The sequence below is a fragment of the Marinomonas sp. G8-14 genome (genome assembly GCF_055808935.1).
The window spans coordinates 2,547,177-2,559,256 of record NZ_CM147891.1; the positions used below are offsets into that span (position 1 = coordinate 2,547,177).

At 43.9% G+C, this 12,080-nt stretch carries 12 protein-coding genes; 8 read left to right on the plus strand and 4 right to left on the minus strand.

Annotated features, from left to right (window positions below; genetic code table 11):
- Positions 1–118: 118 nt before the first annotated feature.
- A complete protein-coding gene (locus AC0L6V_RS13020) occupies positions 119–1,213 on the plus strand; it encodes an MBL fold metallo-hydrolase (protein WP_265218305.1) in 1,095 nt (364 codons plus the stop codon).
- A 19-nt stretch (positions 1,214–1,232) separates the two neighbouring features.
- Here the strand turns inward: AC0L6V_RS13020 and AC0L6V_RS13025 are convergent, their stop codons facing one another.
- Complete coding sequence (locus tag AC0L6V_RS13025; RefSeq protein ID WP_265218304.1) at positions 1,233–2,126, minus strand: LysR family transcriptional regulator; 894 nt, start codon at positions 2,124–2,126, stop codon at positions 1,233–1,235.
- Positions 2,127–2,378: 252 nt separating this feature from the next.
- Between AC0L6V_RS13025 and AC0L6V_RS13030 the strand changes: the two genes are divergently transcribed.
- On the plus strand, positions 2,379–4,400 hold the full coding sequence (locus tag AC0L6V_RS13030) for a TonB-dependent receptor domain-containing protein (RefSeq protein WP_409418629.1): 2,022 nt from the start codon (positions 2,379–2,381) through the stop codon (positions 4,398–4,400).
- 163 nt (positions 4,401–4,563) lie between these two features.
- Here the strand turns inward: AC0L6V_RS13030 and AC0L6V_RS13035 are convergent, their stop codons facing one another.
- The gene (locus AC0L6V_RS13035) at positions 4,564–5,940 is read right to left on the minus strand and encodes a glycine--tRNA ligase (protein ID WP_265218302.1); all 1,377 of its coding nucleotides are present in this window, start codon (positions 5,938–5,940) and stop codon (positions 4,564–4,566) included.
- Between the two features lie 318 nt (positions 5,941–6,258).
- On the opposite strand from AC0L6V_RS13035, the gene AC0L6V_RS13040 reads away from it, so the two are divergent.
- From AC0L6V_RS13040 to AC0L6V_RS13050, 3 genes are all read left to right on the plus strand, one after another.
- Positions 6,259–6,588 (plus strand): hypothetical protein, encoded by a 330-nt coding sequence (locus AC0L6V_RS13040; protein WP_418138336.1) that lies wholly within the window; start codon positions 6,259–6,261, stop codon positions 6,586–6,588.
- Positions 6,589–6,779: 191 nt separating this feature from the next.
- Positions 6,780–7,172 (plus strand): thiol-disulfide oxidoreductase DCC family protein, encoded by a 393-nt coding sequence (locus AC0L6V_RS13045; protein ID WP_265218300.1) that lies wholly within the window; start codon positions 6,780–6,782, stop codon positions 7,170–7,172.
- Positions 7,173–7,202: 30 nt separating this feature from the next.
- The gene (locus tag AC0L6V_RS13050) at positions 7,203–7,928 is read left to right on the plus strand and encodes an SDR family NAD(P)-dependent oxidoreductase (protein WP_265218299.1); all 726 of its coding nucleotides are present in this window, start codon (positions 7,203–7,205) and stop codon (positions 7,926–7,928) included.
- Positions 7,929–7,930: 2 nt separating this feature from the next.
- Here the strand turns inward: AC0L6V_RS13050 and AC0L6V_RS13055 are convergent, their stop codons facing one another.
- Both AC0L6V_RS13055 and AC0L6V_RS13060 read right to left on the minus strand, forming a co-directional pair.
- Positions 7,931–8,659 carry a DUF1826 domain-containing protein gene (locus AC0L6V_RS13055; RefSeq protein WP_265218298.1) on the minus strand — a complete coding sequence of 243 codons (729 nt, stop codon included), beginning with the start codon at positions 8,657–8,659 and terminating at the stop codon, positions 7,931–7,933.
- An 87-nt stretch (positions 8,660–8,746) separates the two neighbouring features.
- On the minus strand, positions 8,747–9,007 hold the full coding sequence (locus AC0L6V_RS13060; RefSeq protein WP_111607061.1) for a DUF5062 family protein: 261 nt from the start codon (positions 9,005–9,007) through the stop codon (positions 8,747–8,749).
- Between the two features lie 273 nt (positions 9,008–9,280).
- On the opposite strand from AC0L6V_RS13060, the gene AC0L6V_RS13065 reads away from it, so the two are divergent.
- The 3 genes from AC0L6V_RS13065 to prpC are packed head-to-tail and all read left to right on the plus strand — an operon-like array spanning position 9,281 to position 12,044.
- Positions 9,281–9,970 (plus strand): GntR family transcriptional regulator, encoded by a 690-nt coding sequence (locus AC0L6V_RS13065; RefSeq protein ID WP_265218297.1) that lies wholly within the window; start codon positions 9,281–9,283, stop codon positions 9,968–9,970.
- A gap of 32 nt (positions 9,971–10,002) precedes the next feature.
- Complete coding sequence (prpB, locus tag AC0L6V_RS13070; RefSeq protein ID WP_265218296.1) at positions 10,003–10,881, plus strand: methylisocitrate lyase; 879 nt, start codon at positions 10,003–10,005, stop codon at positions 10,879–10,881.
- Between the two features lie 23 nt (positions 10,882–10,904).
- Positions 10,905–12,044 carry a bifunctional 2-methylcitrate synthase/citrate synthase gene (gene prpC, locus AC0L6V_RS13075; RefSeq protein ID WP_409418631.1) on the plus strand — a complete coding sequence of 380 codons (1,140 nt, stop codon included), beginning with the start codon at positions 10,905–10,907 and terminating at the stop codon, positions 12,042–12,044.
- The last annotated feature ends 36 nt before the right edge of the window (positions 12,045–12,080 follow it).

Below are 12,080 nucleotides of genomic sequence, written 5' to 3' on the forward strand. Positions count from 1 at the left end.
TCAACTACCATACAGACCTGAAGTCTCAATACTTGCTTATTATTGGCACAATTCTATGATTGTGTTTTATCCATCCGCCCAAATTATAAGCTACCATCTAACCCAAAAGTGATTATCTATGTTTGTGATCAAACTCTTTGTTGCCTTGGTTATTGCGCTCGCTCTAGTGATTTATATCGTTAATCTGAATATTAAATCTAAAGTTCCTCCTATTACAGAGGTCACTTCTGCACCTTATAAAGACGCTAAATTTCATAATACGGCACCGCGCCAGCCTATGACGTTTAGCGATACTGCTGCCCTATGGGTGCGTTTTTTCACGGAAAAGAAAGTGAATACGACGCCAGATATCAACATTCCAGTTAGCCGCGTAAGTCGAGCCGATTTGGACGCACTAAGCAATGACACCTTGCACCTAGTTAAGCTTGGGCACTCTTCTATTTTATTAAAGATATATGGTGAGTACTGGCTAATTGATCCTGTTTTCTCGGATCGAGCATCACCCTTTCAGTTTGCTGGCCCCAAACGATTCCACCAGCCCCCTATCAGTCTAGAAGACTTACCGCCTATTGATAAAGTATTGATTTCTCATAACCATTACGATCATCTGGATAAGGCGAGCATCAAGATTTTACGCACCAAAACACAACAGTTTTTAGTACCAAAAGGCGTGGATGGTGATCTCATAAATTGGGGCATTCAGGCCAACACAATCACTACGTTTGATTGGTGGCAAGAGCTGAAAACAAGCCAAGGCTTAGTCGTCTTCACACCCACTCAGCATTTCTCTGGCCGTGGCATGGGCGATGGTAATGCGACTTTATGGGGGGCTTGGGTGATTAAAACACCACAAGACAGTATTTTCTTTAGCGGTGACTCTGGTTATTTTCAGGGCTTTAAGGAAACGGGCGACAAGTATGGCCCCTTTGACCTCACCATGATAGAAACTGGTGCGTACGATGCAGACTGGGCTGACATCCATATGAAGCCAGAAGAAAGCGTTCAAGCGCATATCGATCTGAAAGGAAAAGTTATGATGCCCATTCATAATGGCACGTTTGACCTCGCATTCCACACTTGGCATGATCCATTTGATCGTGTGGTGACTGAGTCTGCGAACCGAAATGTGATATTAAGCACACCTCAGTTTGGACACATTTTTTCGATCAACAAACTTCCACCGCTAACACTCTGGTGGAAGTCTGAGCGATAACAAGACAAATACATTGGAATCAATAAAACGCTTTGGCTTCATCTCTTAAATATTGAATCAAAGCGTGCATTTTCCTTGGTAAATGGCCGAAAGGGTATTGCAGGTAGACTGGCTGTGACTTACCTTTCCACTCTGGCAAGCAAGGTACAAATACCTCAGGATGGCGAGCCAAATGTTTTTCAGCAAAGTAATGTGGTAGTAAGCCTACGCCTTTACCTCGAATGATAGCCTCGGCATGCAATATGTATTGATCCACGGTAAGTCGTGATTTAGGCAAATCAAAAGACACGTCGCCTTGAGTTTCATGCTCCAACACTATGCTATTTTGCTCGCTTTTTAGCGTATCAACCCAAGCATGCTGGCTCAGCTCACTAGGGTGGTTCAGCATGCCAATTCGTTCTAAATAATTGGCACTGGCGTACAAGCCTTGGCTTAACTGTCCAATCCGTTCAGAACGTAATTGATCGTTTGCAGGTTCACCAACCCACACACACACGTCGTTGCTTTTTATCTCTTGGTATAGCTGATTGCCTGTACGGACATCTATATTAACCTGAGGAAATTCCTCCAAGAAATCAAACATCAATGCTGAAAACCAGCCTCGCACTAAAGTAGTGTGTACATAAACAACTAATGACCCACTAACTTCTTCTTTTAATTCTTCAACCGCTTTATGGCCTTCATCAGCCACATTTAGCATTTTTCGCGCGAAAGGCAAAAATTTAAGCCCCGCCTCATTGGCGATAAGCCGATTCGCTTGGCGGCGTAATAAGGGTTGGTTTAAGGCACTTTCTAAATTACTTATACGACGACTCAAAGTAGATTTTGACACCCCAAGCTTATGAGCACTGTCTTTTAAACTGCCCGTTTCCATGACAGACACAAAAGTCTTCACTTCATTAAGATCGTACATTCATGCTCTCCTAATCTTGCGTATGACATAACCCATTGACGTCCTTTAAATTTCATTGTTAACGCACCTTATATTTTCCACGGAATGTATCACGACTTTCAACATCTGCAATGTTGCAAAAAGAGGAACAACACGTATCACCACAACAAAGCAATATTGCTAGATAATACAAATGATAAAGATTCTCACTACAATTTACTGACAATATGATACGAAATAAGTTCGTCCATAACCAAGGAGAAAATGTTCACAATGGCCCCTTCACCTCGTCATTATAAACTTACTGTCTTAGCTACTCTAATTAGTGCTGCCGCTCATTCTTCCATACTGCTTGCGGAAGATTCCGTCAACCTAGACCAGCTAGTTGTGACAGCATCTGGGAATGATATTGATATAAAAGATGCACCCGCCTCTATCAGCATTATTACTCGTGAAGACATAGAGAGAACACCAGCCACAAGTCTGTCTGAACTACTCGGTGAACTACCAGGCATTACAGGTGGCTACAGCAATGCAGGAGCAGGCTCTAAAATTTCGTTTCGCGGTATGCCAAGCCAATACACTTTAATTATGGTTGATGGCAAACGTGTTGGAGGTTCATCACTAACAGGTTATCGTGCCGATCTTGTAGGGCAAGATCTAGACTGGATATCGCCTGAGATGATAGAACGCATAGAGATAGTTCGTGGACCTATGTCGACACTGTATGGTTCAGAAGCCATGGGCGGTGTTGTAAACATCATTACTCGTAAAATTCCAGCGAAATGGGGAGGATCAGTATCTACAAACTATCAAAAACCTGACAGTGGCTCGTTCGGTGATACCACCCAATTGGGAGCAAACATGGCAGGACCACTAAGCGACAGTGTGGGACTAAAAATTGGGTTAAATAAAACTGAACGAGATGCGGATACCAATGCGCGAGGAAGTTCTGGTTTTGAGAATAATAGTGTAAATACAGCATTGAATTGGCAAGTCAATAAGAAGCACACACTAAAATTTGACTTTAACTACGGTTTGCAAGAATCGGACTCTGCGCCAGATGCGGAGTACGAACAATATCGTGTCGGTGAACTAGAACATCATGGCTACGGAATTGGGTATGAAGGGTATTTAGGAAGCGTAAAAAACACCATCAACTTGTACCATAATCAATACAATAATAACGACCAATCGTTACCAAATGGACGTGGTGGATACAGTACTGGTGATTCTGAGGCCAACGAAACCGTACTTGACGCAAAAACCAATATCCCAATGTCGTTAGGCGTAGATCAGGATCTAACCCTTGGTCTGCAATACAAAACCGAAGATATTTATAACCGTTCGATCATTGGCAACTTAAGCGAAGATAAAGATGGTAACCCCATTACCCCCGAACTAAACCCAGACGGCTGGTCTGGCTCATTGTTTGCGGAAGATCAATTGTATTTGAAGGATAACTTAACACTGACGTTGGGAGCACGACTCGACAAAACAGACGGCTTTGATGCACATCTCAGTCCTAGAGCCTATTTGGTCTATCATCCTTCCAATATTTGGACAGTGAAAGGGGGGATTTCGCAAGGGTTTAGAGCACCGACGTTACTTGAGCGCTCACCTAGTTCTGGAACGTTCTCACGCGGCAACGGTTGCACCTCATTGGTAGCATTGGGCTACACTGGTGGTGGCTGTACTATGTTAGGTAACCCAGACCTAGAGCCTGAGGTTAGCACCAACTACGAAGTCGGCTTCATCTTTGAAGATGCAGGTTATCAACTTGACGTAACCTATTTCTATACCGACATTGACGATCTAATCCAAAATAATTTATATGGAATCATTGATGGTCAGTGGTACACCATTCAACGAAACGTCGGTGCAGCAACAACCAGTGGCATTGAAACCACTTTTGCCGCACCGGTCGTTAGCACAGTCACCCTAAAAGGTAACTTGACTTATATTATTGAATCAGAAAGAAAAGACAATAATGAGCCATTATTATTGGTTCCAGAAGTAACGGCTAATGTTGGTCTGTACTGGGATGTGAATGAGCAATGGAATACTTTTGCCAAAGTGCAGTACTTAGGCAAGCAAGCCTACAATACTGAAGATGAAATACGTTTTGCAAAAGCCTACACCACATTGGACGTCGGTACGACTTTCGAAGTTAATAAGAGTGTTAGTTTGCGAGCTGGCGTTGAAAACCTAACTGGCACTATTGTTAGAACGGGTGACGATCATGGCGATGGCAGTCCACGTACTTATTACATGGGATTAACAAGCCGTTTTTAGCATCAAATAAAAGTCAATTTTTCCCTTAGTGCTTATTCGCACGCAAAGACTGCACTCTGTTTGCGGTCTTTTTTTGTTTGTATTTTGACAAAAGCTCCCCCCAAACATAAAAAAACCACGACTCTGAAATGAGAATCGTGGTTCTTTAGGTCACCAGCAAAAATTAGTTTTGATTGATGAAATAGTTAATCACGTACGCTGGCAAGTCCGCTGCGTTAACAACAATTTGCTCCATCGTGTCACGATCACGAACCGTCACTGGTGCGCCTTCTTTCTCAATAGAATCGAAATCAACCGTCACACAGATTGGCGTGCCTACTTCGTCATGACGACGGTAACCTTTACCTACGTTACCCGTGTTTTCATAAAGAATACGACCCAAGCCAAGCTTCTGCAGCTTGTTTTTCAATTCTTTAGCAAGGGCAACGATTTCTGGCTTGTTCTTTTTAAGCGGCATGATAGCCACTTTGATCGGCGCTAGATGCGGTTTGAACTTAAGTACCGTACGAGACGTGCCGTTTGGTAATTCTTCTTCTGTATAAGCTTCTGTCATAACAGCCAATAGACCGCGGTCAAGGCCGGCAGAAGGCTCGATGCAGAAAGGCACTTCCCATTTGTTTTCATCCAGATCACGAATCGCCAACTTAGACGTTGAATGCTCGTTTTTCTTCACTTTAGCAGACAAACCAAATTCTTCTTGCGCTTTCGTGTGTGAACCCAAATCGTAGTCAGTACGGTTGGCAACGCCTTCCAGCTCTTCAAAGCCATGTGGAAACTTGTACAAAATATCCACAGTCGATTTAGAGTAATGCGCTAGGTCATCCCCAGTTACATATTCAAACTGGATATTCTCTTCTGTCAGACCTTGATCCAACCACCATTGTTTACGAGCATTAACCCAGAATTCATGCCATTTTTCATCTTCGCCAGGCTTACAGAAGAATTCCAGCTCCATTTGTTCGAATTCACGAACACGGAAAATGAAGTTACGTGGCGTAATTTCGTTACGGAAGGATTTCCCAATCTGCGCAATACCAAATGGTAAGGTACGAGAAGTAGAGTCCACCACATTTTTAAAATTGGTAAAAATACCTTGTGCCGTTTCAGGACGAAGATAAGTATAAGACTCTTCGTTCACCATTGGACCAACGTTGGTTTTAAACATCAGGTTAAAATCACGTGGTGGGGTCACATTGGTTGAGCCACAATTGTCACACACCTTGATGTCTTTCATGTGATCGGCGCGCATACGAGATTTACACTCGTGGCAATCAACCATTGGGTCTGTGAAGGTATCTTCGTGACCAGAATATTTGTAAACATGTTTATTTTGGATGATCGCCGCATCTAAGCCTTCAACATCATCGCGCTCATACACCATTGAACGCCACCAAGCGGCTTTTAGGTTGTTTTTCAACTCAATACCTAGCGGACCGTAATCGTAAGCACCTTGCATACCACCGTAGATTTCACTGCCTTGGAAAATAAATCCGCGACGTTTACACAGGGAGACGAGTTCATCCATTGTTTTAGCTGGCATTTCTAAACACACCTTAAGCAAATTTGTTTAATAAGGACATGAGAACCAAAGTGGTACCACGTTCAAGACATAATAGCCGTCCATTGTACTCTTTGACCGTATTCTGCTCAATGGCGATTCGACGCAAGGTGTGAATAAGTCTTTGCTAACGCAAAACAAAGAAACAATCACTTTTGCAAGACACAAAACAGGAGAAAATTTACACTTTTATGCCAAAAAATAGAACAAAACAAGGAAATTAATTACTGTTTTAAAGTCCATTTTGTTAGATAATGCGTATTGTTTACATATTCTTATTTATTTAGTGTAGGTATAGACATGCGTTCTTATAAGCCCGTAGTGATGACAGTGGCTACGTTGAGCATACTTCCTTTTGTGTTAGCGACCTATTTTAGCCTTGCCAATACCTCTCTTTTTGGCAAAGCAGGCGTGACCTTGTTTGCGACTTACGGTGCCGTTGTTCTGAGCTTGTTGAGTGGTATTATTTGGGGTCGTATCATAGAACTTCCTGAAAGCAAGCATGGCAGAAAGCTACTTGTTTCTTGTAATGTGATCTTATTGAGCCTCTTGGGTTTCTTTGCTCATGAATACGCCGGAGCTGTCTGTTGCCTTGCTTTTGCTTGGTTTTGTCAGCATTTATTGGGTTGAAGCTCGTTGGTTAAAACCGTCCAACGCAAACAAACCCTACATGTCTATGCATTTTGGTTTAACCTCCGTGGTATGCATCATGCATCTGCTCGTCTTATATCCGCACTATTAATATAATTCTAATAAATGTGATCTAACCCACTCCTTGCTGCGTATTGTTACTTAATGATGACACTATTGAGTAATGATGTATGCTTACAATTTTCTATGATGGATACTGCCCACTTTGTGCTGCTGAAATGCAAACATTACGGTCTCTGGACATTCACAATAGACTGCAGTTAGAAGACATTCATAACGACAATTTTAAGAAAAAGTTTCCACACATTGATCCAATCAAGGCGGATAAATTGCTACATGGACAACTTGCCGATGGAAAAATTATTACCGGTTTAGACGTCACTTGTCTTGCTTGGAAACTGGTTGAAAAGCACCAGTGGATACAAATACTTCGCTGGCCATTGATTCGTTTTTTTGCTGATCTAGGTTATAAGTTTTTTGCCCGTTACCGCCATCAAATTTCTTCCTTTATTACAGGTAAACCGCGTTGCGCTAGCTGTTTAAAAGATCGCTGTGACCTTTGATTAATCGACGTCTATTGTCGGAGTCTTGATATGTCTTCTTTCTACGCACTTGTGGTTGGCGCAAGCAGTGCTATTGCTCAAGCTAGCATACAAAAATTTGAAACTGACCAACATTGCCTTGGCGTGTTTGCTGTCAGCCGTTGCCTACCCAAAACATCAAACAACGCTAAAACCCTGTGGTTAGAATCAGATTATAGTGAAAGCAGTATTAATCAAATTTGCAAACGCTTGGCACTCCATGCGGGAAAAATCACTAAGGTATTGATCTGTAATGGTATGCTGCATGACGAAAGCATAATGCCAGAAAGAAAATTAGAAGAAATCAGTGCATCGCAACTGGAGGCTGTTTTTCATGTAAACACCATCATTCCTATGCTTTGGCTAAGTAAACTACTGCCTATTCTACAAGGGGAACAACCAACTCAAGTGGCCCTATTTAGCGCCCGGATAGGTAGTATCTCAGATAATAAAACCGGTGGTTGGTACAGTTATCGAGCGTCAAAAGCAGCATTGAATATGCTGATTCAAACCAGTTCCGTGGAATACGCCAGAAGAGCTAAGAATGTTAAGCTAATCGCTTTTCACCCTGGCACAACAGACACGCCGCTATCCAAACCTTTTCAGCGCTCTGTCCCACAAGACAAACTTTTTACAGCGGAGTTTGTCGCTACGCAATTGCTGTCTATTATGGAAGGCATCACAATGGACAACAAAGCCGCGTATCTTGACTGGAATAACCAAACTATTGAGTGGTGAAGTCAAATTATATCCAAACTTAAAAACAGTCGTTTATCTTCAGCGCTTGCTGAAGGTGAACGATGTACGACTCCGCGCCCTAAAGACGTTGGCCACTCGTCTCCTTTCATTACCGCGACATCCCCCACGTTTAACTGATTAATACGACCCTGCTCGTGTAACCCGCTGTTATAGTCTTTGATATGACCACCACGACCTAATTTGTCTCTGACCACATGAGCATCGTGCAACCATTCACTGCCCGCACCGATATAAGTAGAAACAAGACGGCAAGGAATTTTATCTACGTGGAAACGTGGACACATCGCACTAGACAGCACACTCAGACGCAGCCCCACTTCTTTGAGATCAAACAAACAAGCAAACATGTCGGTCAATAATGACACGTCCTCTATAAATTCCTTTTTACCTGGTGCATCCGGTAAAAGACGTGCCATCAAAGCGACCATATACTGGGAATCGCCCTGAAGTTTAAGCGTTAAATTAGGGGTTAATATTAATACTGACTGCGCATACCGCGATAAAATACCGAGTTGACGCTGCCATATCGCCATACTGATATTGTTTTGATAAATGTCTGCCAGCACGTCTTGATGAGTCGATTTCACCACGCCAAATAAACTTGGTATTTTGTCGGTCGCATTTTCATTTACAGACCCACCATCAATAAGTGTTAACACAGCATCTTTTAAATCAACCGATTGTGGGATCTTCTGTAAATTCAAACTCACGGCTCTATTCTCCAATGTTATAAACAACCAAAATAAAAAATGATATGTTATAACATATTTAAAATAAAGCCTCGCTGAATAAAAAATCTACTTAAGCAATGGATCATCTTTTGGTAAATGCTTTTGAATCCACAACGCCAGTTTATGCTTCATACTAGGCAGATCCTCTTTGTCAGCAGGCAAACCTACGATCAACTTATCCAGTACCAGTAAACGATAAATGGCCTCGGTTTTTTCATTCGCTGACATGGTCGCGGAAAAGCCATTGTAACCACGTTTCAACGCGTAGTTCTCACCCACTTGGATGGCTTTTTTACTTAACGCGGCTTCATTTTTAATTTTTTTCATGGTTTTACCCTATCTGTTTTTCCGATAAATCAACAGTTATGTCGACAACTAAACTCTAGCAGCTTTTTATCTCCCGCCCAGCATACCATTAAAAAATACCTAAAAATGCTTAATAAACATCACGTTATCAACCTATGACACAGATTAAAAAGAAGCGACATACGACCAAAGGATAAGAGAAAAAACGAAAAATTGTCGACAATCTAACTTGATAAAACCCAAACAACCCACTATAAATAGACATATTGTCAACAATAAAGCGATTTGTCTTTTATGAACAACCTTATTTCTATCAAGTCCGCCACCCTGTCTGAAGACATCGCTCAGCAACTCACCAATGCCATAGTGCAGGGTCACATTCCCCAAGGCAGCAAAATCTCAGAACCAGAACTTGCCAAGCAATATGGCATTTCTCGCGGCCCGCTCAGAGAAGCCATTGTAAAATTAGAAGGGCTTGGTCTAGTAACACGCACCGCCAATGTGGGTGCTCGTGTTATCCAACTGAATACACAAGACATGCTGGATACCTTCACCATGCGCGAGGCGCTAGAAGGCATGGCGGCACGATTGGCGGCCACCATGATGCCAGCGGATGAAATACACAGTCTGTACGCATTACTCGATAAACACCAAGCCCACCTTGATGCCAACCAAGACGAACACTATGTGCAACAAGGCGGCAATGATGACTTCCACCTTCGCATCATCCACGCCAGCGGCAACGCCAAGCTGATTCGTTTATTAACAGAAGAACTGTATGCGGTGATTCGTATGTATCGCCGCCATACGTCGGATCAACGCAGTGATCCACGCCAAGCATTGCGCGAGCACAAAGCCATTCTCGACGCGATTGCCAATCACGAAGGCGATCTGGCTGAACTATTGATGCGTCGCCACATTAGCCGCGCCAGTAAATTACTCGAACAAGCGATGCACCAAGCGGCATCGGCAGCCTCACGTTAGCCAAACATTAACAAGAATAAGAGGAGACAAGCATGACAAGACTTTCAGCAGGCGCCCGTTTTAGGCACGCGGTTGCCACTCAATCACCTTTGCAAGTGGTAGGAGCCGTAAATGCCTATTGCGCTATGATGGCAGAACAAACGGGACATCATGCCATTTACTTATCAGGCGGCGGGGTTGCGAACGCTTCTTATGGTTTGCCAGATCTTGGCATGACAGATTTACACGATGTCTTAGAGGACGTTCGTCGCATTACCTCAGCGTCAAACTTGCCCTTATTAGTCGATATCGATACTGGCTTTGGTGGCGCTTTCAACATCACCAGAACCATTCAACAAATGGAAAAAGCGGGCGCGGCGGCCGTGCATATTGAAGATCAAGTTCAGCAAAAGCGCTGTGGTCATCGCCCCAACAAAGCCATTGTCAGCCAAGACGAAATGGTCGATCGCGTGAAAGCCTGCGTAGACGCTCGTGTGGATAGCAACTTTGTCATCATGGCGCGCACTGATGCCTTGGCGGTGGAAGGCATGGAATCGGCCATCGAGCGAGCCATTGCTTGTGTTGAAGCCGGTGCCGATATGATTTTCCCAGAAGCCATGATCACCTTGGGCCAATACAAAGAATTTGTCGCTGCCGTAAAAGTACCTGTCTTGGCAAACATCACCGAATTTGGCGCAACGCCGCTGTTCAGCAAAGAGGAATTGGCCAGTGCTGGCGTAGATTTGGTGCTTTATCCGCTGAGTGCGTTTCGTGCCATGAACAAAGCCGCACTTAACGTGTACCAACATTTATTACATGACGGTCACCAGCGCAATGTGGTCGACAGTATGCAAACCCGTAATGAGCTTTATGAGTTTCTCAACTACCATGAATACGAAGACAAATTAGACGCACTTTTCTCCAAGAAATAACAATAAATGAAAGGAGTAGAAAAATGGCTAAAGTACTTTCTGGCGCCGGCCTACGTGGTCAAAGCGCAGGCGAAACCGCACTCTGTACCGTTGGCAAAGCGGCCTCCGGATTAACCTATCGCGGCTACGACATTGATGTCTTAGCGGACAAAGCGAGTTTTGAAGAGGTCGCGTATCTCTTGCTGTACGGCAAATTACCTAATCGCACACAACTGCACGATTACGAGCAAAGACTGATGAGTTTACGCAGTTTGCCTGAAGAACTAAAAGCGGTCTTAGAACTTATCCCGGCCAGTGCACACCCAATGGATGTGATGCGCACTGGCTGCTCCTTTTTAGGTAATCTGGAGCCCGAGCTGCCGTTTGAAAAGCAACCTTCGCTAGCGCTGCATACCGCGGATCGATTGGTCGCGACGCTGCCGGCTATGGTCGTTTATTGGTATCGTTTCACCCACGATGGCGTACGCGTTAATACACACAATGCCAACGTGCCTTCTTTGGCTGGTCATTTCCTCACTATGCTGCATGACAAAGAGCCAAGTGCTCTTCATACGCAAGTGATGAATGCGTCTTTGATCTTGTACGCAGAGCACGAATTCAACGCGTCCACCTTTACCGCCCGCGTTTGTGCTTCCACCTTGTCTGATATGTATTCTTGCGTCACTGGCGGTATTGGTAGCTTACGCGGCCCCCTTCACGGTGGTGCAAATGAAGCCGCGATGGACATGATAGAACCATGGAAAACCCCAGACGATGCCGAAGCGGCCTTGATGCAAAAACTCGCCAATAAAGAAAAAGTCATGGGCTTTGGTCACGCTATTTACAGTGAGCGCGATCCACGCAATGACATCATTAAAAAGTGGGCCAAAAAGCTCAGCGAAGACGTCGGCGACGACCATTTATATGCTGTGTCAGAACGTTGCGAAGCCGTGATGTGGCGCGAGAAAAAACTCTTCTGTAACGCCGATTTTTTTCACGCCAGCGCCTATCGCTTTATGGGAATTCCAACCAAGTTGTTCACACCGATTTTCGTATGCTCCCGCGTGACTGGCTGGGCAGCTCACGTAATGGAACAACGGTCGAACAACCGCATTATTCGTCCCAGCGCCGATTATATTGGACCAGATCATTCTGAGTGGATAGACATCGACGACCGTCATTGAGCCAACATCAGCATTAAAATTTAACGATTAAGGAAA